We start from the raw sequence: 23865 nt of genomic DNA on the forward strand, positions 1-23865 counted from the left end.
ACATTCCCACGCCGATCGCCGGTCCTTCCCCAAAAAAAGCCTGCCGGACATCAGCCGGCAGGCTCTTTTTGCGTTGTGCCGCATTATGCAAAGCGGGGACGGCGTTCAGTTGGAAAAAGCAGCCTCGAGCGGCTTCGCGGTCGTCACATGCCGCACGTAATCGCGCTTGCTTTGGGCGAGCTGCTCGTCCGTGACGTTGGATACGTCGCTCAGCGCGAAATGCGGCAGGTAGTCGGCGCCGATAAAGTTAACGAGCGACCGGAAGGGGCTCAAGAGCTCGGTCAAGGTGAACAGGTTGGAGCCGCCGCGCTGGTAGGATTCCGTCGAGCCGTACGTGGAGATGGCCGCGCCGACCTCCTTGTCGACCATTTTGTCCCCGCCCGGACCGTACGCCCAGCCGTACAGCAGGACGAGGTCGAACCATTTCTTGAGCAGCGGCGGCGTGCTGTACCAGTAGAACGGATATTGGAAGATGATGCGGTCGTGCTGGGCGAGCAGCCCCTGCTCGCGCGCCGCGTCGATGGCTTCGTCGGGATATTCCAGGTACAGCTCGTGGATCGTGATCTCCGGCTGCGTTCGCAGCTCCTCCAGCCAGGCTTTGTTGATACGGGATGCATCCATGTTAGGGTGAGCGACGATCACCAAGGTTTTCACTGTCATCTCTCCGTTTCTTGAACTGGGATCGGGTAATGCGGTCGTCTTAGGTTCGACTGCGAATCGTTTCCTGATGCTCGCAGTTCTTAACTTGTTCCGGGCCAAACGGGATTATGCGCGCCGATTGCGTTCATATTCGATGTTCCTTCCTCGGCATGCGCCGGGTTGCGATCAAGGAAATTCGCGAAAGCCCGCCTGCATGGCGTCGCAAGTTGTATAATGTAAGCGTGAAGCAATCGATTAGCCAAGGAGGAATCATCCATGATCCTGGGAGCCCAGTTGTACACGGTACGCAGCTTTATCCAGACCGAGACCGATATTCGGCGCACCTTGCAAAAAATCGCCGCGATGGGGTACACGACGATCCAAGTGTCGGCCATGGGCAAGATCGAACCCGAGCGGTTGAGGGAAATTTGCGACGAGCTGTCGCTGCGTATCGCGCTCACGCACGCAAGTCCGGAAAGAATCCTGCACGATACCGAGGAAGTGATTCGGGAGCATGATATACTCGGCTGCCGGTACATCGGCATCGGAGGGATGCCGGAGAAGTACCGGACGCCGGATTGGTACGCGCATTTCGCGCCGGACTACCGGCAAGCCGCCAAGCGCATCGCCGAAGCGGGCAAGACGTTCATGTACCACAACCATAACTTCGAATTCGCGAAGATCGGCGGCAAACGGATGATCGAACGGCTGCTCGAGGACTTCGCGCCCGAAGAAATGGGGATCACGCTCGATACCTATTGGGTGCAGGCGGCAGGCGCGGACGTCTGCGAATGGATCGGCATCTTGAAGGACCGGCTGCACTGCGTGCATCTCAAGGATATGGCCGTCAGGGGCATGGAGCCGATCATGGCGCCGGTCATGGAAGGGAACATGAACTTCAAGGCGATCCTGAACGCGCTCGAGCAAGCCGGCACGACGGAATACCTGCTTGTCGAGCAGGATACTTGCGAAGGCAGCCCGTTCGACTGTCTGGATACCAGCTACAAGAACCTGGCGGCGGCGGGCTACCGCTGAGAAAAGCTGCCAGAATAGATGGGACAAGGCCTCCTTCCACGAGCGGGAACTTGCGGACGGCATCGTTGCAGCGAAGGGGGAATCGCGATGGCAAGCGCCCTTGATGGACACGATCGGCGTCATCGGCACGAGCACCCTGAATTACGACGGGGCAGCCAAAGCCGCGTTCGCGATCGCCTGCATCGCCGTCTCGTGGCTGTGGTACTTCGCGCTGGCGCTGGCGGGCAGGATCGTAGGCGCGAAAGACGGCTCGGGCCGGCTGCAAGCCGCGCTGAATAAATGTTCCGCGCTGGTCATGTGGGAGACGGTAGCGTAACTGACCGTGACGTTAATAGACAAGTAAGCTGACGGAAAGGAAGTTCGCACGAATGACCGCACGCTGCGCATGGGTCAACGAAGACCCGCTGTATATCGATTATCATGATCGCGAATGGGGCGTTCCCGTCCGCGAAGACCGCAAGTTGTTCGAGCTGCTGGTGTTGGAAGGCGCGCAGGCGGGACTCAGCTGGTATACGGTGCTGAAGAAACGCGAGGGCTACCGGCGGGCTTTCGACGGATTCGATCCCCGCAAAGTAGCCCAATACGGCGAGTCCGAGATCGCGGAATTCATGACGAACGAAGCGATTATCCGCAACCGCTCGAAGATTCGCTCGGCGATCAACAACGCGCAGCGATTTCTGCAAGTAAGCGAGGAGTTCGGCAGCTTCGCGGCCTACGTTTGGCGGTTCGTGGACGGCGAGCCGATTCGCAACCATTGGCGAACCAAAAGCGACGTGCCGGCGACCTCGCCGCAATCGGACGCGCTGAGCAAGGATTTGAAGAAGCGGGGCTTCACGTTCGTGGGATCGACGATCTGCTACGCCTACATGCAGGCGAGCGGCATGGTCAACGACCATACGCGGGACTGCGACTTCTATCGTCCGTGAAGCAGGGCGGCAATGAACAGGGCTTCGGCAATCCGTCCGAATACGAAAGCGCATAGCCACTATTGCGCAAAGGAAGACTAACGCATGCAACGAGCCTGCATAAAGTCCATTCCCGAATGGAGCGCGGCATGCGATGACGAAAGTATGGCGGATTACGGGATGCTCCCGCGGATGCGGACGGGGGTCAATCAGCTTCCCTGCAGCGCAAAAAAAGCCTGGGCCGGCGCATGCTAGCACGCCGGTCTCAGGCTTTTTCGTCTGTTTCTTATTCTTGAATGTCGTACATTTTGAACAGCTCGTCCAGCATCATATTGGCCGAGATAACGCCGCCGGACGTATTCCAGATGGCGTCGCTCACCCGGTAAGCCTTTTTGTTCTTTACGGCGGAGAGGCTTTGCCACAGCGGATCCTTGAGCATTTCCTCTTCCATCTGGTTGCCTTTGCCGTCTCCCGTATCGTACGTGAAGTAGAAGATGATGTCCGCGTCGGCTTCCGGCAGACGTTCCTTCGTGATTTCTTCGACGAACGTATCCTTGTAGTTCATCTGGCTGTCCGGACGCTTGATGCCGAGCTTGTCGAACGCGATGCCCGTGAACGTATCCGACAGGTAGATGCGAATTTTGCCCGCCATGAAGCGAACGACGGATACCCGTTGGTTCAGCTTGTCGCCGGCTTTGGCTTTGAAGTCGGCGGTGCGGGCATCGTAGTCGGCGATGATCTTGTCGCCCTCGGCCTTCTTGCCGATCGTGTCCGCGTAGAGCTTGAAGTTCGATTGCCATGCGCCGCGGAGCGTATCGGAGAAGACGGTAGGCGCGATGGCTTTCAACTGCTCGTACACTTTCTCTTGGCGGAACTTGCTGCCGATGATCAGGTCCGGCTTCAAGCTGGCGATCAGCTCGAGGTTCGGCTGGCTTTCTTCGCCGACGACGGTGACGCCTTCCATGTCCTTCGCGATGTGGTCGTACCAGGGATCGCCCGTCCACGATTTTACCGCGCCGACCGGTTTCACGCCGAGCGCGAGCAGCGCTTCTGTGCCTTCGTTGGTCAAGACCACGATTCTGGACGGCGTTCCCTTGATGACGGTTTCGCCCATGGCATGGGTGATCGTGCGTTCGGAAGCGTCCGATGCGGGAGCCGCCCCGTTCGACGAATTCGTCGAGCCTGCGTTCCCGGAGCCGCTATTGGAATTCGTATCGGAGCCGGATTGGCCGCACCCCGAGAGTACGACGGCAAAGACGAGCAAAAGCGATGAAACGGTCCAAATGAACTTCTTTCTAACCTTAGGCAACATGGATTAAGCTTCCTTTCGATATGAAAATGATTCTCATTACTGAGAAAAACTATAACAGGGTCGATCACCGGCGTCAATCAATATGATAATGATTCTCAAAATCATTGACACCCCCCGCAACATCGCCTAAAATTATTTAATGTTGAAATAATTTTAAGAATCTCGTGTTCCTATCGTCGGGTCGATACGATCCGTCGCGAGCGGCTACGCCCATAGGAGAATAAGAAAGAGGATCGCATGGAATCTGTACTCGCCACAAGAACGCGCAAAATCTCGGGTTTGCTGATCGGCCTGGCGGTGCTCCTCGCCGGAATCGTATGCAGCATCGTATTCGGCGTCGCGGACATCGGCTGGCATACCATCGTAAGCTCGTACACCCACTTCGACGGCTCGCAGCAGCAGCTTATCGTGCGTACCGCGCGAGTGCCGCGGGCGCTCATCGCGGCGATGGCCGGCGCGAGCCTGGCCGTCGCGGGCTGCCTGATGCAGAGCATCACGCGCAACCCGCTCGCTTCCCCGAGCCTGTTCGGGATCAATTCCGGGGCGGCCTTTTTTATCGTCGCCGCATCCGCTTTTTTCGGCGTGAGCGGCCTGTCCGCCTTTGCCCTCCTCGCATTCGTCGGCGCGGCATTCGCGGCGCTGCTCGTATACTTGCTTGGCTCGATCGGCAGCGACGGCCTGACGCCGCTTAAAGTCACGCTTGCCGGCGCGGCCATGACCGCGTTCTTCTCGTCGGTCTCGCTCGGGATTCTGCTCACGGGCGGACAAAGCTTCGACCAAGTGCTGTACTGGTTCGTCGGCTCCGTGGCCGGACGCGACATGGGCATCTTCGCCTCCGCGGCTCCGTACATGGGCATCGCGCTGATCGGCGCCTGGGTGCTGGCCAGGCATTTGAATCTGCTCGGCCTCGGCGACGACGTCGCCGCAGGCATGGGGCAGAAGCCGATCTACGTCAAGCTGGCCGCTGGCGTCGCGGTCGTCCTGCTTGCTGGGGGCTCCGTCTCCATCGCGGGCCCGATCGCATTCGTCGGGATTATCATCCCGCATGTCACGCGTTACCTGGTCGGCATCGATCATCGCTGGGTCATTCCTTACTGCGCCGTGCTCGGCGGCATTTTGCTGCTCGCCGCGGATATCGGCTCGCGTTTCATCTCGTTTCCCAAGGAAGTGCCGGTCGGCGTCATGACGGCGATCATCGGCGTGCCTTTCTTCATCTACATCGCCAGAAGAGGGGAGCGCGGATAGCATGAGCAACTGGCTGAATTTCAGAGGCCGTAAGCATTCCTTCCAATTCCATCGCAGAACGCTCGTCGCGATCCTGCTGCTGGCCGCGGCCAATGTCGTCGCCTTGGTCGTGTGCGCGGGTCTCGGAAGCACGACGATCAGTCCGATCGAGGTCGTCCGTTCGCTCTTCGGCGGCGGCGATCCGTCGCATGCCATGATCGTGGTCTCGCTGAGGCTGCCGCGCGTCGTGATCGCGATGCTGGTCGGCTCGGCGCTCGCGGTCTCGGGCGCGCTGCTGCAGGGCATCGTCCGCAACCCGCTGACGTCGCCGGATGTCATCGGGATCTCCGGCGGCGCCTCGCTCGGCACGATCGTCTTCATCCTGTATTTCTCGGGCGTAAGCATCCGCTTCATGCCGATCTGGTCGATCGGCGGCGCGTTCGCCGCCGCCGTCTTGATCTACGTCTTCGCCTATCGGCGCGGAGGCATCACGCCGCTGAGGCTCGTGCTGATCGGCATCGGCATGGCGACCGCGCTGACGGCGTTCACCTACATGCTGATCTTGACCGCGCCGTTTACCCCGTCGGCCGTCGCGGTTAAAGCGTTCACCTTCATGACGGGCAGCATTTACGGCGTATCCTGGGATCGGGACGTCCTTACGCTGCTGCCCTGGCTCGTCGTGCTGCTGCCCGTGGCGCTCGTCTATGCCCGGCATTTGAACGTGCAGGAGCTTGGGGACGAGGTCGCCGCGAGCGTCGGAAGCGCCGTGCACAAGAAGCGCACGATGCTGTTGTTCGTCAGCGTGGCGCTTGCCGGTTCCGCGGTCGCCATCGGCGGCGCGATCAATTTCATCGGGCTCATGGCGCCGCATATCGCCCGCAGGCTCGTCGGCCCCGCCTACGGCGGCGTCATCCCGGCATCGGCGCTGGTCGGCTCGCTCGTGCTGCTGCTGTCGGACCTGGCCGCCAGAATCGCGTTCATCCCGCTGGATATTCCGGCAGGCGTGTTCACGGCCGCGGTCGGAGCGCCGTTCTTCCTGTATCTACTCTATCGCCACCGCAAAGCCTAGAAGGAGTGAATCCCGTGTCCGTCATCCAAGCGCGCAATCTTACGCTGTCCTATGGAAAAACCCCCGTCTTCTCGAATCTCGATCTGCTGATTCCGAAGGGCGAGATCACCGTCTTCATCGGCAGCAACGGCTGCGGCAAATCCACGATCCTGCGATCGATCGCCCGCCTGCTGAAGCCGCAGGAGGGATCGATCATCCTGGAGGGCAGCGACATCGCCAAGCTGCCCAGCAAGGAAATCGCGAAACGGCTCGCGATCCTGCCGCAGGGACCGATCGCCCCGGAAGGGTTGACCGTGCATCAGCTCGTGAAGCAAGGGCGCTACCCGTACCAGAGCTTCCTGCAGCAATGGTCGCTCGAGGACGAGAAGGCGGTCAAGCGAGCGCTCGAGGTCACGCATATGGCGGATCTGTCGAGCCGCGCGGTCGATTCGCTTTCCGGCGGACAGCGGCAGCGGGCTTGGATCGCGATGACGCTGGCGCAGAATACGCCGACGATATTGCTCGACGAACCGACGACGTTCCTGGACATGACGCATCAGATCGAGATACTGGATCTGCTGTACGACCTGAACGAGCGGGAGAACCGGACGATCGCGATGGTCCTGCACGACATCAACCTCGCCTGCCGGTACGCGCACCATATCGTGGCGGTCAAAGAAGGCCAGGTGTATACGAAGGGCCGCCCGGAAGAGATCGTGAACGAGCATTTCATCCGGGACGTCTTCGGCATGGAAAGCCGGATCACCGCGGATCCGATCTTCGGCACGCCGATGTGCATTCCCTTCGGCAAAGGACGCAGGGTAGAATCGTAGCGTGCCGATGAATCCGCGGTCGCGGACGGGCGGGCATTGCCCGCTCGGCTTTTTTTTGCCCGGAATCAAGGATTGTCAATCCGCGCGGATGCGATTATACTGGTGTCACGGGGATGAAAGCGATCCCAGAGAAGAACGTGCAGTCGAATCTGGTAACGATACCATATCGAATTGAAAATGTTTTGTTTGCCTCGTTCTGGTATCGGTTCCATACATGCCCGACGGATGATGCGAACAACAGGAGGATGAAACGGATGAACGAGTATGCCTTTCAAGGCAGTATCAGCGAACGCGTATTGGAGAGCTACCTGGCCAGAGCGGTCACCGCGGCGGGCCTGGTCAACAGCGACACTTTGGACGACGATTTGCGCATGATCGCGAACATCGGCGCCAAGTTTCTCGGCCGGTCGTCCGGCGTGTGGGAGATGGAGGCCGACGACGAGGCGCATTTCGCCAAGTCCGAGCGGCTGGCGGCGCGCGTGCACGCGATCGACGGCGACATTATTTTGCAGACGTGCATCTTCGAAGCGATCTTCAAGGAAGCGAACCGGGTGCCGATCCCCGCTTGGGTATTCGAGGCGTTCGGGCTTCCGCCGGAGGAACGGACCTTTCAATTCGAGCGCATGCTGTTCGACAACCGGCCTGCCGGGTACGTGTGGGACGAGAACGGCGCGATCCCGAACATCGACAAGACGGAAGCGCAGCTATGGTTCTATTATCGGGCGGCCCGCTACATCGATGCCGGCTTCGAGGCTATCCATATGGGGCAGATTCACTTATACACCGCCGACGATATCGGTTTCGCGAAGACGTACGCGCTGTTCGATAAGATCCGCGCATATGCGGCAGGGCATGCGAGGCGGGGCATGGTACTGCTAGACGCGCATACTCACGGCGTCAATGTCGGCGGGAGGCTGCTCTTCGACTTCCATTCCATGCCGTACTCCAGGATGCCGATCCTGGACAAGCCCGGCGACAGCCTCGCGCTCGTTCGGGAAGGCTTCAGCGAAGGCGGCACGACGCCTTCTGGCTGGCAGACCGACTCCCTGCCGCTCTTGATGGAATTCGATAATTGGGGCGGGAAATTTTTCAAGGAAGAGGACGGAATCCCCTTCGAACGTCGGGCGTGGATGGAGTGGTGGGGCTACGATCAGATCACGTGGTTCGCTTCCCGATCCGAGGAGCGCCGCAACGCGTTTTTGGACTATACGTACAAATGGACGGCGACCCATTTCGCGAATGCCCATTTCCAGATGCCGGTACGGAGAACGTTGGGCAACTGCCGGATTGTCCCGCGGGTGCACGGTATAGAGGCGGCGTCGGCCAGCGTCTGCTATCAGGCGAATATGCCGGGCGCCGGCTGCCCGCTCGGATTCGGACAGGAAGAGACGATCAAGCGGATCTGGTCGGACGCCGGCGATTGGCGGCAGCATGCAAACGTTCCACGGACCTCCCAGCATTACGGCGGAGAGGAAGAATACGATCCGAGCACCGGGGTCAAGCTCCCTTCGCGGGTCATCGTCTACGGCGACTTCCAGCATCATGCCGGAGCCGTCAACCACGATTCCAACAGCGAAACGACGCGCATGTATTATGCCGGCGACGGCCGGTACGCGCTCGCCTGCGTCTTCCCGTATCCGGGTGAATACGAGTACGCGGTCGCGCCGTACGGAACCTTGTCGCAGACGTATTCGATCGACCGCTATCCCCGCAGCGGCTCGTCCACGAAAGCCAAGCTGATCATCGAGCAGGCCAATACCGTCGTCGTTTTCCGTTACGATTTCGCCGACAGGCGCGTAACGGCGGAGACGATCGGATAGTCGGAGCGAACGTGAATATCGGCCGCCGCGCTTTTCCGCGCGGTGGTTTTTGCTTGTCTTGCAGGAGGCCTGATCTGGGCGGGAACCGGAAAGCACGTTCATCAATAATTTGGAAGTTATAGGGTATTTCAGGATGAGCGATGCATAGAAATAGTAGCAAGAGAGGGAGGTGACGGTCATCGCGGAGAAAAATCCTGATTGCGTGCCTTACTATACTGGATGGACGGGCAGCGGAGAGACGATGAGGCGGATGGCGGCGGACTTGGCTGCGAACAGAAATGAAAGCGGTTCCAAGCAGGCGTTCGAAAAATCCGGGCCAATCGCTCGCGCGGATGCAGCCCACGTTGATTTTCCGATGCACTACAATGGTTATGCGGGCAACGGTACCCGAATGAGGGAAATCGCCGAGTCGATATCGAGGAGCAAGCGCGCTTGAACGCCGTCGGTTAACGAGAGGCGCAGATACAAGCAAAGCCGCCGTTCGGGGAGAATGGCGGCTTTTCGGCATGCGCGCGGCGGCATCTCACGCGGCTCCTCGCGCGAAGCGTGGAGGTACGTGGCGGCTGGCGGCTGACAACCCCATGCCCCGTCTCTCGTCCCGCGCATTGACTAGCCGGGATGCCGGCGCGGACGCTCTCCCGCGATCTTCTCGCACCAGTGGAACAAGGCGAGCCAGCACGAGTGCACGATCAAGTAGATGAGAAACGAATAGGCGAGCCGGTAGCCGAGCCGGTAATGGAAGACATGCGCTTGGACCGCGAGCCATTCCATGCCGGTCGAGAGCAGGGCCCAGACGAGGACATAGACCGCGATGCGCGAAGGCCTCACGCCTATCCGGTCATAAACATAGAAGAAGATATAGCTCACGCAGCCGTACGAGACGTACGACAGAAAATCCGTCCATTCGTAGGCGGAACTGTCGTCCACGTCATATAAGTCTATCGGCTCGAGGCCCAGGGAGTGGTCGAAGAATAACCCGGTGTACAATCCGCACGTATAGTACACGATCGCGTTCTTCGCGCGAAACCGCTTGGGCAAAAGAACGACCAGCACGGCTCCGATGAACAATCCGGACAGGACAAACCATTCATTGCTGTCGAAATGAGTATCGTATACGTTCATGACAGCCGACGCTCTTCTTTCCGGCCGGCCGCTCGAATGAGTCCCGCCAATAATCTCGCGAACAACATATAGGCGCTGAAAAAGAGCAGCATGCCGATCGTTGGGACATGCAGCGCCGTAATCACGCCGAGCCGCACCTGCAGCATTTGCAGCGGAACGAACGAGAGCAGGATTCCCGCCGCGACGATCCATTTCAGAACCTTCCAGTCATACAGCATGATGTTGGTCGAGATCAGGAGCGCGACCGGGATCAGCAGCAGGCGGATCACCAAATTCGCGCAGGACTTCTCGATGTCCGGGTTCACGACGATCCACGAGAGGTTGACGTGGAGGAGCGTGAATATGCTGAGCTCGAAGACGGTGCCGCCGAAGAGCACGAATACCGTATCCAAGACGGACAGCTTCTTGGGCATGAGCGAAAACGCGATCCATACGCACCATGTGACGAACATGCAAATCGCGAGCGTCACGTTCTCTCGCCTCCTTCAGTGATTTCCGGCTCCGCCGGTTACGACGGATAACTACCATTATCGGCGTGCAAGCGTCTGATTAAACGCCATGATTTCATATTCGGTCGAGGGCTTCCGTTCGGAGGATGCATTTCCGGGCTTCGAATTGCATTTGCCGAAGCCGGCTCTATCGCGGGCGCAGCGAAAAGGGTTGCCAAAACGCCGGTTCGGATCTAATATGAACGTATTAAGTAATAAACGAACTTATATAAACCTAAAAGGAGATCGAGAATCATGGAAATCCGTTACGCATCCCACCCGAACGAAGTGAAGGCATTCGATACCGCCCGCCTGCGCGACGAGTTTCTGATCGAGCGGCTGTTCGCGGCCGATCGGCTGCTGCTGAGCTACTCCCACGTCGACCGCTTCATTATCGGCGGCGTCGTTCCCGTGAACGAATCCGTCAAGCTGGAAGCGGATCCGGCGACGATCGGCGCGGCCACGTTCCTGGAACGCCGCGAGGTCGGCATCATCAACGTCGGCGGCGCCGGCACGGTGACGGTCGACGGCGAGACGTACGCGATGGCAAGCAAGGACTGCCTCTACGTCGGCCGCGGGGCGAAGGACGTGACCTTCGCCAGCGAGGATGCCGCCCGGCCGGCGAAGTATTACCTCAACTCCACCCCCGCGCACCAAACGCATCCGACGGTGAAAGCCGCGATCAGCGAAGCGTCCCCGAACCGTTTGGGCAGCCAAACGAATTCCAACGAACGCACGATCTACCGCTACATCCACGCCGGCGGCATCCAAAGCTGCCAGCTCGTCATGGGCATGACGCTGCTGCAGTCCGGCAGCATGTGGAACACGATGCCCTGCCATACGCACAACCGCCGTTCGGAGGTGTATTTCTACTTCGACATGCCGGATGACGGCGTCGTCTTCCATCTGATGGGCGAGCCGGACGAGACGCGCCATGTGGTGATGCGCAACGAACAGGCGGTCATCTCGCCGAGCTGGTCAATCCACAGCGGCGTCGGCACGAGCAGCTATACGTTCATCTGGGGCATGGCCGGCGAGAACCAAATCTTCGAGGACATGGACGCCGTGGCGATGAAAGACTTAAAATAAGAGCAAAACGAAGCAAGAAAGCGATGAATCCGATGAACCCACTGCGAAGATACGAGAAAATCATGGAAATGCTGCTGGCCGCGCGCGAAGTGACGGTGGCGGAGCTCACCGAGCAGCTGCACGTAACGGGCAAGACGATCCGGGAAGACCTGGCGAAGCTCGAGGAGAAAGGTCTGCTGACGCGCATTCACGGCGGAGCGGTGCTCGCGCAGGCGAACCAGCTCGGCATCCTCTCGCCGAAGCCGGCGGCTGCGCCGAACGAGGCGGAACGCCTGGAGACCGCGGCCGCGGCCATCGCGCTGATCGAGCCGAACGACGTGATCGCCTTGGACGGCGGGCGGACGACGCTGGAGATGGCCAGGCGGCTGCCCGACCGGCCGCTGACCGTCGTGACGAACGATCTGCTCATTATTGCGGAGCTTGCCCGCAGGGAACAGATCCGGCTCGTGGTGCCCGGCGGCCATCAGCGCCGCAACATGCTGATCGGCGCCGAGGCCGAAGCCTATATCCGCAAACTGAACGTTTCCAAGGCGTTCCTGTCCGCGACGGGCGTCCATCTGGAATACGGCTTCACGATCTACGCGGGCGAATCCGTGGATCTCAAGCGCGCCTGGCTCGAGACGGCCGAATCGTCTTACGTGGTGGCGGATCATCACAAGTTCGGGCAGGCGGCGTTGTTTACGTTCGCCAAGCTGAACGAGGTCGAAGCGATCATTACGGATTCGGGCATGCCTTCCGGCACGGCGGAGCTGTTCCGCCAAGGGGGAGCCCGGGTAATCATAGAAGGGAGTGGAAGCCATGAGCTTTGATTTGACGGGCAAAACGGCGCTGGTCACGGGCACGTCCGGAGGCATCGGACAAGCGATCGCGATCGGCCTGGCGGAAGCGGGCGCATCCGTCGTTGCCGTATCGGCCTCGAACAGCAACGAGACGGTCGCCGCCGTGCGCGGCTTCGGCGGCGCCATTGAGGAACTGTCCGCCGACCTGAGCGACGCGGAGGGGCTGGAAGCCGTATTCGAACAGGCGCTCGGGTGCTTCGGGGGGATCGACATCCTCGTCAACAACGCGGGCACGATTCGCCGCGCGCCGGCCGCGGAGCATTCGCGCCAGGACTGGCAGGACGTCATCGACCTGAACCTGAATTCGCTGTTCTTCCTCAGCCAGCTGGCGGGCAAGCACATGATCGCGAGAGGCAGCGGCAAAATCATCAGCATCGCCTCCATGCTCAGCTATCAGGGCGGCGTCAACGTCCCGGGGTATACGGCGAGCAAGCATGCCGTGGCCGGGGTTACCAAAGCGCTCGCCAACGAATGGGCGAGCAAGGGCATTCAAGTGAACGCGATCGCGCCGGGCTACATCAGCACGCGCAACACGGCGCCGCTCAGGGCGGACGAGAAGCGGAACCAGGCGATCCTGGAGCGCATCCCGGCGGGACGATGGGGCAGCCCGGAGGACTTGAAGGGACCGGCGGTCTTTCTCGCGTCCTCCGCGTCGGATTATATGAACGGCCACGTGCTGTGCGTGGACGGCGGCTGGATGGCGCGCTAAGCGGGAAGGCAAGGCCGATGCAAAGGCAAGCGAAGGTTCGCTAAGGAACCGAATCATGAATACCGACACGTAACCGTAGACACGCCTAAACAAACGTAACCGCAAGGAACGCAAAGGTTCCGAGGCGGAGCCGGGCATGGACGCCCGGCGGAGAGGAGCGCATCATGTCTTTGAATCTGCTGCAGGCTTTATATGAAGAGAAAATCATCGCGATCATCCGCGGCATCTCTGCGGAATCGGGGGACCGGACGGCGCAGGCGCTGGCGGACGGCGGCATCGTCTTCCTGGAGGTCACCTTGAATACGGACGGCGCGCTCGGCATGATCTCGCGCTTCCGGGAGCAGCATGCCGGCCGCATGCGAATCGGCGCCGGCACCGTGCTCGATCTCGGTCAAGCGAAGGAAGCCGTCGCCGCGGGAGCGGAATATATCATCTCGCCCAACCTGGACGAGGAAGTGCTCGCGTACGGGCTGGAGCACGGCGTCGACGTATGGCCGGGCACGATGACCCCGACCGAGATCGTGCGGGCGTTCAAGGCAGGCGCAACGGCGGTGAAGGTATTCCCGCTCGGCTCGCTCGGCATCAATTACCTCAAGGAAATCCGCGCGCCGCTGAACCATATTCCGATGATCGCCACCGGCGGCGTCAATCTGCAGAACGTCCGCAGCGTGCTGGATGCGGGCGCCGCGGGCGTCGGACTCGGCGGGAACCTCGTCGACAAGCAGCTGGTCAAGGAAGGCCGTTTCGAGGAGCTGACGAAGCTGGCGCAAGCGTTCGTGGCCGAAGCGAAAGGGACGAAATGAGCGGGCCGGAGTCCATCCGTCCGGCTGACGTCGTAACGCTCGGCGAGAGCATGGTGCTGCTGCAGCCGCTCGCCGACGGACCGCTCGCCTCCGCGCCCCTGTTCACGCGTTCGATCGCCGGCGCGGAATCCAACCTGGCGATCGGCCTGTCGCGGCTCGGCATGCGGGTCCGCTGGATCAGCCGCCTCGGCGACGATCCGTTCGGCGACTTGATCCAATCGACGCTGGCGGGAGAAGGCATCGACGTCTCGCTGGCCGAGCGCGACGCGAACGCGCCGACCTCCGTTTACTTCAAGGAGTTCAAGGGCTACGGCGATCCCAACGTCTACTACTACCGGCGGGGGTCGGCGGTCAGCAAGTGGACGCCGGAGCATGTCCGGCCGGATTGGTTCGACAGCGCCCGCCATCTTCACGTCACGGGAATCACACCGGCGCTCGGCGCGGGAACGGCGGACGCGATTCGCGCCGCGATGCGTCAAGCGCGCGAAAGCGGCCTCACGGTTTCGTTCGACCCGAACCTGCGCCGCAAGCTGTGGAGCGAGGACGAGGCGCGGCGCACGCTGCTTTCGCTGATTCCCCTGTGCGACGTATTCATGCCAGGTATCGAGGAAGCGGAATTTCTCGCCGGCGCGATGGAGGAGGAAGCCTACGGCGCGCATTTTCTGGGCTTGGGCGCGCAGACGGTGGCGCTCAAGCTGGGCGAGGAAGGGTCCGCCGGATTTACGTCCGGAACGGCCGTCCGCGCTAAAGGGCATGCCGTGAACCGGGTCGTCGATACCGTCGGCGCGGGCGATGCGTTCGCGGCCGGATTCCTCTCGTCGTGGCTGAACGGAGCGGCGGCGGACGAGGAAACGCGGCTCGGGGACGCGCTCGCGCGGGCCAATCTGATGGGCGCCCTTGCCGTCCAGTACAAGGGCGACTGGGAAGGGCTGCCGAAGCTGCGGGAGCTCGAGCGCATGCTTGCAGGCCGCCAATCGGCGACGCGCTGATGCGGCAAATGCGGCAGCGGAAGCAGGACGGCTTCCGGAACGGCAGCGCCGCTTCGGCGAAACGCCTTTGCGCACGGTTAATGAATCCGTAGAGTAGAATCAAAGAGAAATCCGCGTTGCGCGTTGACGCCGGGTTTCTTTTTTTTGCGGCCGCGGCGCTAATTCGTTCCCGCGACTGCCGCGCGCTTCGCCGAAAACCGGGATTTTCGGGGGAAATGGGCTTTTGGCGGACCTTTGAACGGCGAACGGAGGGCGAACAAACAATCAACTCTATCAAATGCGTAATATGCTATATCGTGCGCTTGGACATTATAACCAAACTCTCTACTAGCTTCGCGGCGAAGCGCATGGGGCCAGCGAGCCGGGCGCGGAAACGACGCGGAAGTCGTGGACAGGCAAGCCGAAGCGCGCACAAGACGACGAACGAAGGAGGTGTCAGCTTAATGGCGGTAATATCGACCGGACCTATCGATAACAGTCCCGTGAGCAAGCTCGGCTCCGCGCAGCAGGTCACGATCAAATTGGCGAACCGCGATTTTGCGAATTTCTCTACCATATTGATTCAAGGCTACTATTTAACGAGCATTAGGTCGCTGTATGTACTGGAGGAGCTCACCATCGGCCCGAATGCGGCAATATCGCGAAATTATGCGACAAACGTTCCGGGTTATGAATTCGTCTTCACGACAAGCGGTCCGGCACAAGGTAATATCGAGATTTCGGTTTGGGGAAAGAGCGCGGAAGGCGAGATTCTCAGCGTACAGCGCGTCGTTTCCGGCGAATAGCAAGGCATTCGGGAGCGCATGACGCTTCATCATGAATTGGAAAGGGAGGGGACAACTTAATGGCGATCTTATCAACGGGGCCGATCGATAATCCGCTGGTCAACGGAAACAGAGCGACCCAGCAGGTGACGGTCAGAATGGATAACCGGGACGCGCTGGACTCGTCCACCGTGTTGATCAACGGTTATTTTCTGAACGGCACAAGAACGTTGTACGTGGTTGAAATGGTAACGTTGGCGCCGAATGCGGTGTTTACGAAAACCTATTACGCGGGTTTGGACGGGTTCGAGTTCGTATTTACGGTCAGCGGTCCGGCAGAGAACGAGACGCAAATCTCGTTTTGGGGCAAGGACGGGATCGGGCAATTGGTACCCGCCCATCGGTTAGTGGCTAGCGAGCTCGCGGGAGCGGGAACCGGAGTCGGCACGCAAGGACCGGTCGGACCGCAGGGCCTTAGCGGCGCGCAAGGTCCGCAAGGACCGCAGGGAACGGGCGCGCAAGGCGCGGCGGGCGTTCAAGGACCGCAGGGCGTTCAAGGGCCGCAAGGCGAAGGCACGCAAGGCGCGCAAGGTCCTCAGGGCAACCAAGGCCCGACCGGAGCGGCAGGCACGCAGGGCGATCAAGGACCGCAAGGTACTGGCGCTCAAGGCGATCAAGGACCGCAGGGCGTTCAAGGCCCGCAAGGCGAAGGCCCGCAAGGCCCGCAAGGGGACCAAGGGGAGACCGGAGCAGCGGGCACGCAGGGCGTTCAAGGACCGCAGGGCGAAGGTCCGCAAGGTCCGCAAGGCGACCAAGGGGAGACCGGAGCAGCGGGCACGCAAGGCGATCAAGGACCGCAAGGCGCAGCAGGCCCGCAAGGCGACCAAGGTGACCAAGGCGTCCAAGGGGCAACCGGAGCGGCAGGCACGCAGGGCGTTCAAGGTCCGCAGGGCGCAGCAGGTCCGCAAGGCGACCAAGGTGACCAAGGAGCGGCAGGCGCGCAAGGCGTTCAAGGACCGCAAGGCGCAGCAGGCCCGCAAGGCGACCAAGGTGACCAAGGCACAACCGGAGCGGCGGGCACGCAGGGTGTTCAAGGACCGCAAGGCGCAGCAGGCCCGCAAGGCGACCAAGGCGACCAAGGGGCAACCGGAGCCGCAGGCACGCAAGGCGTTCAAGGACCTCAAGGCGCAGCAGGCCCGCAAGGCGACCAAGGCGACCAAGGGGCAACCGGAGCGGCAGGCGCGCAGGGCGTTCAAGGACCTCAGGGCAGCCAAGGGGCGACCGGAGCAACAGGCGCGCAAGGCGACCAAGGGGAAACCGGAGCAGATGGAGCGCAAGGACCGCAGGGCGACCAGGGTCCGCAGGGCGTTCAAGGCGATACCGGAGCGGCAGGCCCGCAAGGCCCGCAAGGCGACCAAGGACCGGCAGCGCCGTAACGGTCCGATCAAGCGTCGGCAGGGCAGGTTGCCGGCGCTTGAATCGGCTGCATGATCGGCAATCATTCGAAGATGACTCAAAGGTTGTTTCTAACTTTTGAGTCGTTTTTTTTACGATCGGGCGCGTCCGCGGCCGGGTTATTACGGCAGGATGACGATTTTCTCTTTGCAGGACGCGATCAATTTGGCGTATTGAATGCACGCTTCCATGCCATCGGACGGCTCCATGGGCCACCAACGGATCGCTCCCATGGGAGCGCGCGCGGCATGGGCTTCGACTTCCGCCGGAATACGGCCGACGACCACGACCTCGAGCCCGTCGAAGCCGTTCTCCTCGCCTTTTCGCAGCGTCTTCGACAACTCGGCATGTGCTTCTTCGGCACCGGAATAAGGAATCGGAAACAACAGCGAGACGCCGGTCGGGTCTTCGTCGAGGATGTGGGCGGTTTTCCGGGCAGGGTCGTTCCCGGGCCGTTCCCAGATGCGGCTGTAGGCCAGCGTGACGGGCAGATCGAGCTCTTGCAGCCGCGTTTGTATCCGCGATTGGTAGGAACGGTTGAGCTCCTTGACGAGCACCTGAATCTGCTTGTTGCGGAGGAACGTCGTATTGTTTCCGTGTTCGTTGCGGTATTGGATGTAGAGCAGATCGGGGATCGCCGCGAACCGGGTGCACAGAAACGTCCGAACCAGCATGTCGTAATCGTCCGACACCAGCAGCTCGTCGCGATGGCCGCCGATCAGATGATAACAATCCCTCGTCCAGGCGCGCGGATGATTCGGAAGGCCGACCAAATGGCGGATGGTGCTCGCGTTCACCGTGGTATGCCGCTGCGCGTTCTGCCAGCGGTTCATCTCGGGCAGCCAGACGCGGTAGTGGACGCTGTAGCCGAAGCCGCAGTCCCAGCCGTACCAGTGCGCATGGCGACTATCGGCGTACACCTCCGCGCAGTCCCCGTAGACGAACCCGCATTCCGGATGGCTGCGGAACGCCTGAACGATCTTCTCCAGGCAGTCCGGCGCGAGCTCGTCGTCATGATCGACTTCCACGAGGATTTCCCCGGTGCATAAACCGGCCGCATAGCGCTTGATCGCCCCGATATAGCCGTTCCGGGCATCCTGGCGGTATCTCCGCACGCGGCGGTCCTCCAAGGGGAGCAGATCCTGCCTATAGGTCTCGTCGTCGTCGCCGGAGTCGTCGACGATGACCCACTCCCAGTTGGCGTACGTTTGCTTCAATAAAGAGCGATAAGGACGAAGGATTTTGTCCCGCGACCGATAGCTGGCCGTAAAGACGGATACGAGCGGCGAATCGGAGGCGAAGCGAACCGGCGGAATCGTCCGGTTAACCGGCAGGGGATCGGTCGCTTTGAGCCAGCAATAAAATACGTTCTCGGGCTGAACGTCGTCCGGCGATTGAAAATGGAGCCAGCGTTTCTTCTCGTGGAGGGGCAGCGCGACCAGCGCCGCGAACCGTTCCCAAGCATCCCCGAGCGACACGTACACCCGCGGCGCGGGCAGCCGTCCGTCGGTCGGCTGCGCATCGTCGGCTTCGTGCAAGGCGACCGTCAGGTGGCCGTCTTCCAATCGTTTGATCAACGCCTGCAGCCGGTCCCGCGGAATTCCGTCCGCGACAAAAAGATAGGTGGTCAGCAGCGGAGTGGCATTCAACGACATGATCATTCTCCTTTACGAGTTCCGAGCATCGCATTCGCGCCGCTATGTATGTATGCGCGGCGACGGAGAAAGATGACAACGTCCCGGCATCCGGCGGAACCGAACGTTCTCGGCGCGCGCGGCATATAAAATGATCAAGCAAACGCATGGATTCGGGCACGGGAAGCGGACAATCGACAGGAAAGGTGGGCAATCGCATGGAATATCCGTTGGTCAGCGTCGTCATTCCCGCCTATAACCGGCCGCGCACGCTGCGCATCGCCTTGGACAGCGTGCTCGAGCAGACGTATCCGAACGTCGAGATCGTCGTATGCGACGACAGCACGGATAACGGGGTGCAGGACTTGATGGCAGCTTACGCCGGCGGCCGCTTCCGCATCCGCTATTACCGCAACGAGAAAAACCTCTTTCTGGAAAATTGGCACAAATGCTTCGACTTGGCGTCGGGGGAATACATCAATTATTTGATGGACGACGATGCGTTTCATCGCGAGAAACTGGAAAAGATGGTTTATTTCTACCGGGCATTCGACGACATCAAGCTTGTCACCTCGTACCGGCAGACGATCGACGAGACCGGGACGACGATTCCGCCGCTTCAAGCGACGGTCCGGCTGTACGGGGAGACGAGGATCATGGACGGCAAGCTGATGGCTAACGCGGCGCTGGAACGGTGCTTGAACGTGATCGGCGAACCGACGACCGTCCTGTTCAAGAAGGCGGACCTGCCCGAACGATTCGGCGTCTATCAAGGAAAGCAATACTCGCTGCTTAACGATCTCGCGGCTTGGTTGAATTTGCTGTCCCGGGGAAGAGCGGTCTACGTGCCCGAAGCGCTGAGCTATTTTCGCCTGCATCCGAATCAAAACAACCAGAAGCTCGGTTATACGGCGTTCTCCGAATGGCTCGAGCTCATGATCGCTTCGAGATCGCAGGGCTTTCTGGCCGATGACGAGCAGTACAAGACCGCTCTTCGGGCCTACAGGAGCCGCATTCTGGGCCACGCCGCCTTCGCCGCGGATATCGCGCGGATCGAGACGATCCTGCATGACCTGGGCTGACTCTCCGGCATCGGGATCCTACATCTTGGGAAAGGAGGCGGGAGCATGTTCGACATCCCCTTTCTGCGCCCGCGTCTAGTGGAGAAAGAACGGTTTCTGGCCTATTACGAGGAAATCGAGGCGACCCGGATCTATTCCAATTACGGTCCGCTGAACGGCCGATTCGAGGAGCGCGTCGTCGCGGAGGTGTTCGACGGGACCGGTTCGGCCGTGACGGTCCACAACGCCACGGTCGGGCTGATGCTGGCGATCTCCCAGAGCAAGCGGCCGCAGGGCCGGTACGCGGTAATGCCCAGCTTTACGTTCGCGGCCACGCCGCTGGCCGCCGAGTGGTGCGGGCTCGAGCCTTATTTTCTCGACATCGAGCCGGGCAATTGGCAGCTGAGCCGAGCGCAATTGGAGCAAACCGTCGAGCGTCTGGGGGACGAGATCGCGGTGGTCGTGCCTTATGCAGCGTTCGGCTCGGCGATTGAAATGGCGGATTACGACGCGCTGCAGCGGCGCGGCATCCCCGTCGTCGTCGACGCCGCGTCCAGCTTCGGTTCGACGACGGCGGAGAACGACGCGCATTTCGGCAAAGGTTTCGGGGGCGCGGTCGTGTTCAGCTTTCACGCGACGAAGTCCTTCGGCGTCGGCGAGGGCGGCTTGGTGTACAGCGCGGACCGGGAGCTCATCCGTCGGATTCGCCAAGCCGGCAATTTCGGCTTCGCCGGCGGACGGGCGTCCGTCAGCCAGGGACTGAACAGCAAGATGTCCGAATACACGGCCGCGATCGCCTTGGCCGCGCTCGATCAATTCGAGACCGCGAAAGAGACGCGAAGGACGATCCACGCCTGGTACCGGCACGCGCTGCGCCAAGCTGGCTTGGCGGAGCAAGGGTGGGCCGAGCAGGAGACCCGCGGGCTCATCGTGCCGCAATTCATTCCGATCCGCTGTCCGGACGCGCTCGGCAATCAAGCGGTCGTGCAGCTGCTCGCCGACCGTTCCATCGAAGCGAGAACGTATTTCTCGCCCGCCTGCCATCAACAGCCGCAGTTTCGCAGCCATCCCCGCGCGCCGCTGGGCGCAACCGAACAGCTCGCCGCTCGCATCGTGAGCCTGCCCTTGTGGGAGGGGATGGACGAGCGCATCGTGCATCGCATCGTGCAGGCGCTGGCGAGCCTCGGCGGCGAGGCGAACCCATGAGCGCCGTCATCGTCTGCGGAGCGGGCGGCCATGCCCGGGAGATCCTTTGGTTGTGCGAGGAGCTCGGGGTTCAAGTCGCGGGCTTCCTGGACGAACGGCCGGAGATGAAAGGACACCTCTTGGAGGGCGTTCCGGTGCTGGGCTCATGGGCCGATATCGAGGCGCTGAAGGGGGAAGCGGCGCTCGTCTGCGCGGGCGTCGGCGACCCGGCATTGAAGCGGCGGTTCGCCGCGGAGGCCGACCGCGCGGGCTTCCGTATCGCGCCGCCGCTGATCCATCCTCGGGTTCGCTGGTCCCGGCGCAACGCGATCGGCGCGGGCAGCATGATCTTCGAGGGGGCGCTGCTCTCGGAACAGATCGCGATCGGCGAGCATGTCATCATCAATCGGAGCGTCACGATCAGCCACGACGGAGTTGTCGGCGATTACGCGACGATTGCCCCCGGCGTGACTCTGGCGGGCAACGTCACGATCGAGGAGGGCGCCTATATCGGCATCGGGGCCTCGGTGCGCGAGAAGCGGCGCGTCGGCTGCTGGTCCGTGGTCGGCGGCGGCGCGTTCGTCAAGGACGACATCCCCGCCTTCGTCATGGCGGCCGGGGTGCCGGCGGTCGTGAAGAAGCGATTTGCGCAGCCATGACGGGAAAGCAGCGGTCGTGAAGAAGCGATTCGCGCGGCCATGACGGGAAAGCAGCGGTCGTGAAGAAACGATTCGCGCGGCGAAGCGGTCGCCTGGAAGCGATTCGCGCGGTCGTGACCGGAAGAAGCGGTCGCCAAGAAACGATTCGCGCGGCCATGATCGGAACGAGTTGATCACTAAGAAAGAAGCCCGTTTCGGGCTTCTTTCGCGTTCGGGCCGAGTTGCGCAAATTTTCACGATAGCGCTTCCAATTTCGTCTCATTCCGCCAAGGGAAGTCATGTACAATGGAGGGAGATCACCGGATTGCCGGATGCAATGCGGGCATGGGAGGAACTGACGATGAATCGGGCGGATATTCTCGCAAGCTTGAAAGCCGGCGCGCCGGCCGGAGCCGGGCTGCTGTTTCCGGAGGGCAATCAGGAGCAATTCTGGAGCCGGTTGAACCACACGGAGCAGGCCGAGGAGATTCGCGCGGAGGGCCGCAGGCTGCTGGCGGAGCCGATCGCCGAACCGACGTATGCCCAGTTCGCGCTGTTCGAGCGGACGGGCAACCGGCTGGCGTACGAAGGCGGTTATTTCGCGAAACGGAGACGGCTCAACGCGATGGCGTTCATGTCGCTGCTGGAACCGGCCGACGAGCGGTACCGGACGGCGCTGCACGACGTCGTCTGGTCGATCTGCAACGAATACACATGGTGCCTTCCGGCACATTTGCGGGATTCCGCGGAGATGGACGGGGGCATGGCGTTTGCAGTCGACTCGCCGGAATGGAGCAGAAGGGAGCGCGGCGCGCGCATCGATCTGTTCGCCGCGGAGACGGGCTTCGCGCTGTGCGAGATTTTGGCGCTGACCGGCAGCGCGCTTCCGCCTCTGCTGCGCGGCAGGATCGCGGAAGAGGCCGTCGGGCGGCTGTTCAAGCCGTATCTGCTGCACGGTCCGTACCATTGGGAGACGGCCGACCATAACTGGGCCGCGGTATGCGCCGGCTCCGTCGCCTCCGCGGCGCTGCTGCTGCTGGACGATGCGGAGCAGCTGGCGCGCATCGTCGAGAAGGCGCTCGGCACGATGGACCATTATTTGGCGGGCTTCGGTACGGACGGCGCCTGTCTGGAAGGCGTCGGGTATTGGAATTACGGCTTCGGGTATTTCGTGTATTTCGCGGATATGCTGAAGCGGCGGACGCGGGGCGCGATCGATTTGTTCGACGGCGGGAAAGTGCGGCAGATCGCCCTTTTTCAGCAGAAGGCTTACCTGGACGGCGCGACGGCGGTCAATTTCTCCGATTCCGCCCAGCATGCGCGCGTGCAGATCGGCCTGTCGCATTATTTGGCGGGTCTGTATCCGGAGATCGCCGTTCCGCCCGTTCAATTGCGGGCTTCGTTCACGGACGATCATTGCAGCCGCTGGGCGCATGCCTTTCGAAACCTCCTTTGGTTCGATCCGGCGCGCATGGGCGAGCGCTGGGCGGACGGCGACTTCTACCTGCCGGATGCCCAGTGGCTGGTCTCCCGCCACTCGACCGGCTCCGGGCGTTTCGGCTTTGCCGCCAAGGGCGGCCATAACGGCGAACCGCATAACCATAACGACCTCGGGCAGTTCATCCTGACGGGCGACGGCGAGGTGTTCGTCTGCGATCTCGGCAGCGGCGAATACACGGCCGATTACTTCGGCGCGGCGCGCTACGATTACGCCTGCAACGGGTCGCAGGGCCATTCGGTACCGATCGTGGACGGCTGCCGTCAGCTGGAAGGCCGAGCGAATGCCGCCCGCGGCGTGCAGGCAAGCATCGGCGAAGCGCGGGACGAGCTGCAGCTCGACTTGGCGGAGGCATACCGCCTGCCGGGGCTGACCGCGCTCGTTCGGCGGTACGAATGGCATAAAGCGGAGCTGCCGTTCCTCGTGCTGGAGGATGCGTACAGCTTCGAGGAAGCGCCGGACGCCATCGTGGAGCGCATCGTGACCCGCATCCGGCCAGCCGCGGACGGCGATTCGCGCGTGGTGCTGCCGGGGACGAACGGGGGCAGCCTGGTCATTCATTTCGACGCCGCGGCGCTGCGTCCCGACATCGAAAGCCATACGATGCGGGACCATGACGGGCGGGACGCTGCCTGGTACGCGATCGATTTCCGCGTGCTCGATCCGCACCCGGAGCAGCGGGTTAGATTGACGTTTCGGTTCGCGTGAATGCAAGACGAATAATCCGGCGGCCGCTTCATGTCCATGCCGGTCCCGGGCAAAGCCTGCGCGGGTT

23 protein-coding genes and 1 pseudogene are annotated in these 23865 nt (G+C 61.5%); 19 read left to right on the forward strand and 5 right to left on the reverse strand.

Translation table 11 applies throughout. From position 1 onward, the window contains the following. Positions 1–105: 105 nt before the first annotated feature. Positions 106–654 carry an NAD(P)H-dependent oxidoreductase gene (locus tag GT019_RS25750; RefSeq protein ID WP_161746309.1) on the reverse strand — a complete coding sequence of 183 codons (549 nt, stop codon included), beginning with the start codon at positions 652–654 and terminating at the stop codon, positions 106–108. A 261-nt stretch (positions 655–915) separates the two neighbouring features. Between GT019_RS25750 and GT019_RS25755 the strand changes: the two genes are divergently transcribed. The 3 genes from GT019_RS25755 (at position 916) to GT019_RS25765 (ending at position 2600) form a co-directional block, all read left to right on the forward strand. After that, positions 916–1674, forward strand: a complete 759-nt coding sequence (locus tag GT019_RS25755) for a sugar phosphate isomerase/epimerase family protein (protein WP_161746310.1) — start codon at positions 916–918, stop codon at positions 1672–1674. Between the two features lie 100 nt (positions 1675–1774). After that, complete coding sequence (locus GT019_RS25760) at positions 1775–1990, forward strand: hypothetical protein (protein ID WP_161746311.1); 216 nt, start codon at positions 1775–1777, stop codon at positions 1988–1990. Between the two features lie 52 nt (positions 1991–2042). After that, a complete protein-coding gene (locus GT019_RS25765) occupies positions 2043–2600 on the forward strand; it encodes a DNA-3-methyladenine glycosylase I (RefSeq protein ID WP_161746312.1) in 558 nt (185 codons plus the stop codon). 265 nt (positions 2601–2865) lie between these two features. Here GT019_RS25765 and GT019_RS25770 read toward each other — a convergent pair whose 3' ends face one another. After that, positions 2866–3891 carry an ABC transporter substrate-binding protein gene (locus GT019_RS25770; RefSeq protein ID WP_161746313.1) on the reverse strand — a complete coding sequence of 342 codons (1026 nt, stop codon included), beginning with the start codon at positions 3889–3891 and terminating at the stop codon, positions 2866–2868. Positions 3892–4128: 237 nt separating this feature from the next. On the opposite strand from GT019_RS25770, the gene GT019_RS25775 reads away from it, so the two are divergent. The 5 genes from GT019_RS25775 to GT019_RS25795 all read left to right on the forward strand — a co-directional run bounded on the left by GT019_RS25775 (position 4129) and on the right by GT019_RS25795 (position 9252). Continuing rightward, positions 4129–5136 (forward strand): FecCD family ABC transporter permease, encoded by a 1008-nt coding sequence (locus tag GT019_RS25775; protein ID WP_161746314.1) that lies wholly within the window; start codon positions 4129–4131, stop codon positions 5134–5136. Position 5137: 1 nt separating this feature from the next. Continuing rightward, positions 5138–6184: a FecCD family ABC transporter permease gene (locus GT019_RS25780; RefSeq protein ID WP_161746316.1), complete on the forward strand. Its 1047-nt coding sequence runs from the start codon at positions 5138–5140 to the stop codon at positions 6182–6184. Between the two features lie 14 nt (positions 6185–6198). Beyond that, positions 6199–6996, forward strand: a complete 798-nt coding sequence (locus GT019_RS25785) for an ABC transporter ATP-binding protein (RefSeq protein WP_161746317.1) — start codon at positions 6199–6201, stop codon at positions 6994–6996. 254 nt (positions 6997–7250) lie between these two features. Next, a complete protein-coding gene (locus GT019_RS25790; RefSeq protein WP_161746319.1) occupies positions 7251–8816 on the forward strand; it encodes a hypothetical protein in 1566 nt (521 codons plus the stop codon). A 169-nt stretch (positions 8817–8985) separates the two neighbouring features. Beyond that, positions 8986–9252 (forward strand): hypothetical protein, encoded by a 267-nt coding sequence (locus GT019_RS25795; RefSeq protein WP_161746320.1) that lies wholly within the window; start codon positions 8986–8988, stop codon positions 9250–9252. 173 nt (positions 9253–9425) lie between these two features. Here the strand turns inward: GT019_RS25795 and GT019_RS25800 are convergent, their stop codons facing one another. Together GT019_RS25800 and GT019_RS25805 are read right to left on the reverse strand one after the other, a co-directional pair. Beyond that, positions 9426–9938, reverse strand: a complete 513-nt coding sequence (locus GT019_RS25800; protein WP_161746322.1) for a hypothetical protein — start codon at positions 9936–9938, stop codon at positions 9426–9428. Continuing rightward, entirely contained in the window at positions 9935–10408 is a 474-nt protein-coding gene (locus tag GT019_RS25805) for a hypothetical protein (RefSeq protein ID WP_161746323.1), read from the reverse strand. The genes GT019_RS25800 and GT019_RS25805 overlap by 4 nt, the downstream gene beginning before the upstream one ends. A 273-nt stretch (positions 10409–10681) precedes the next feature. On the opposite strand from GT019_RS25805, the gene kduI reads away from it, so the two are divergent. From kduI to GT019_RS25840, 7 genes and pseudogenes are all read left to right on the forward strand, one after another. Beyond that, positions 10682–11515, forward strand: coding sequence for a 5-dehydro-4-deoxy-D-glucuronate isomerase (gene kduI, locus GT019_RS25810; protein WP_161746324.1), 834 nt, complete (start codon positions 10682–10684; stop codon positions 11513–11515). 32 nt (positions 11516–11547) lie between these two features. Further along, on the forward strand, positions 11548–12324 hold the full coding sequence (locus GT019_RS25815; RefSeq protein WP_161746325.1) for a DeoR/GlpR family DNA-binding transcription regulator: 777 nt from the start codon (positions 11548–11550) through the stop codon (positions 12322–12324). Beyond that, on the forward strand, positions 12314–13063 hold the full coding sequence (gene kduD, locus GT019_RS25820) for a 2-dehydro-3-deoxy-D-gluconate 5-dehydrogenase KduD (RefSeq protein WP_161746326.1): 750 nt from the start codon (positions 12314–12316) through the stop codon (positions 13061–13063). Before GT019_RS25815 ends, kduD begins: the two co-directional genes overlap by 11 nt. Positions 13064–13227: 164 nt before the next feature. Beyond that, positions 13228–13866 carry a bifunctional 4-hydroxy-2-oxoglutarate aldolase/2-dehydro-3-deoxy-phosphogluconate aldolase gene (locus tag GT019_RS25825; protein ID WP_161746327.1) on the forward strand — a complete coding sequence of 213 codons (639 nt, stop codon included), beginning with the start codon at positions 13228–13230 and terminating at the stop codon, positions 13864–13866. Next, positions 13863–14855 carry a sugar kinase gene (locus tag GT019_RS25830; RefSeq protein WP_161746328.1) on the forward strand — a complete coding sequence of 331 codons (993 nt, stop codon included), beginning with the start codon at positions 13863–13865 and terminating at the stop codon, positions 14853–14855. Before GT019_RS25825 ends, GT019_RS25830 begins: the two co-directional genes overlap by 4 nt. 443 nt (positions 14856–15298) lie before the next feature. After that, positions 15299–15640, forward strand: coding sequence for a hypothetical protein (locus GT019_RS25835; protein ID WP_161746329.1), 342 nt, complete (start codon positions 15299–15301; stop codon positions 15638–15640). 59 nt (positions 15641–15699) lie between these two features. After that, positions 15700–17043 (forward strand): annotated as a pseudogene (locus GT019_RS25840) (collagen-like triple helix repeat-containing protein); the annotation flags it as partial. A 153-nt stretch (positions 17044–17196) separates the two neighbouring features. Here GT019_RS25840 and GT019_RS25845 read toward each other — a convergent pair. Then, complete coding sequence (locus tag GT019_RS25845; protein WP_161746330.1) at positions 17197–18729, reverse strand: glycosyltransferase; 1533 nt, start codon at positions 18727–18729, stop codon at positions 17197–17199. A 197-nt stretch (positions 18730–18926) separates the two neighbouring features. On the opposite strand from GT019_RS25845, the gene GT019_RS25850 reads away from it, so the two are divergent. From GT019_RS25850 to GT019_RS25865, 4 genes are all read left to right on the forward strand, one after another. Next, complete coding sequence (locus GT019_RS25850; protein ID WP_161746331.1) at positions 18927–19790, forward strand: glycosyltransferase family 2 protein; 864 nt, start codon at positions 18927–18929, stop codon at positions 19788–19790. A gap of 45 nt (positions 19791–19835) precedes the next feature. Beyond that, entirely contained in the window at positions 19836–20975 is a 1140-nt protein-coding gene (locus GT019_RS25855) for a DegT/DnrJ/EryC1/StrS family aminotransferase (protein WP_161746332.1), read from the forward strand. Beyond that, positions 20972–21613, forward strand: coding sequence for an acetyltransferase (locus GT019_RS25860; RefSeq protein WP_161746333.1), 642 nt, complete (start codon positions 20972–20974; stop codon positions 21611–21613). Before GT019_RS25855 ends, GT019_RS25860 begins: the two co-directional genes overlap by 4 nt. A 304-nt stretch (positions 21614–21917) precedes the next feature. After that, on the forward strand, positions 21918–23798 hold the full coding sequence (locus GT019_RS25865; RefSeq protein ID WP_235949327.1) for a heparinase II/III family protein: 1881 nt from the start codon (positions 21918–21920) through the stop codon (positions 23796–23798). Positions 23799–23865: the final 67 nt, after the last annotated feature.

The sequence above is a fragment of the Paenibacillus glycinis genome, from assembly GCF_009909185.1.
GTDB lineage: Bacteria > Bacillota > Bacilli > Paenibacillales > Paenibacillaceae > Paenibacillus_Z > Paenibacillus_Z glycinis.

Bases quoted from the DNA above. Each gene is read 5' to 3' on its own strand.
- GT019_RS25755 (WP_161746310.1), top strand. From the start codon at position 916: ATGATCCTGGGAGCCCAGTTGTACACGGTACGCAGCTTTATCCAGACC.
- GT019_RS25825 (WP_161746327.1), top strand. From the start codon at position 13,228: ATGTCTTTGAATCTGCTGCAGGCTTTATATGAAGAGAAAATCATCGCG.
- GT019_RS25800 (WP_161746322.1), bottom strand. From the start codon at position 9,938: ATGAACGTATACGATACTCATTTCGACAGCAATGAATGGTTTGTCCTG.
- GT019_RS25765 (WP_161746312.1), top strand. From the start codon at position 2,043: ATGACCGCACGCTGCGCATGGGTCAACGAAGACCCGCTGTATATCGAT.
- GT019_RS25845 (WP_161746330.1), bottom strand. From the start codon at position 18,729: ATGTCGTTGAATGCCACTCCGCTGCTGACCACCTATCTTTTTGTCGCG.
- kduI (WP_161746324.1), top strand. From the start codon at position 10,682: ATGGAAATCCGTTACGCATCCCACCCGAACGAAGTGAAGGCATTCGAT.
- GT019_RS25850 (WP_161746331.1), top strand. From the start codon at position 18,927: ATGGAATATCCGTTGGTCAGCGTCGTCATTCCCGCCTATAACCGGCCG.
- GT019_RS25860 (WP_161746333.1), top strand. From the start codon at position 20,972: ATGAGCGCCGTCATCGTCTGCGGAGCGGGCGGCCATGCCCGGGAGATC.
- GT019_RS25830 (WP_161746328.1), top strand. From the start codon at position 13,863: ATGAGCGGGCCGGAGTCCATCCGTCCGGCTGACGTCGTAACGCTCGGC.
- kduD (WP_161746326.1), top strand. From the start codon at position 12,314: ATGAGCTTTGATTTGACGGGCAAAACGGCGCTGGTCACGGGCACGTCC.
- GT019_RS25815 (WP_161746325.1), top strand. From the start codon at position 11,548: ATGAACCCACTGCGAAGATACGAGAAAATCATGGAAATGCTGCTGGCC.
- GT019_RS25855 (WP_161746332.1), top strand. From the start codon at position 19,836: ATGTTCGACATCCCCTTTCTGCGCCCGCGTCTAGTGGAGAAAGAACGG.
- GT019_RS25775 (WP_161746314.1), top strand. From the start codon at position 4,129: ATGGAATCTGTACTCGCCACAAGAACGCGCAAAATCTCGGGTTTGCTG.
- GT019_RS25770 (WP_161746313.1), bottom strand. From the start codon at position 3,891: ATGTTGCCTAAGGTTAGAAAGAAGTTCATTTGGACCGTTTCATCGCTT.
- GT019_RS25835 (WP_161746329.1), top strand. From the start codon at position 15,299: ATGGCGGTAATATCGACCGGACCTATCGATAACAGTCCCGTGAGCAAG.
- GT019_RS25790 (WP_161746319.1), top strand. From the start codon at position 7,251: ATGAACGAGTATGCCTTTCAAGGCAGTATCAGCGAACGCGTATTGGAG.
- GT019_RS25780 (WP_161746316.1), top strand. From the start codon at position 5,138: ATGAGCAACTGGCTGAATTTCAGAGGCCGTAAGCATTCCTTCCAATTC.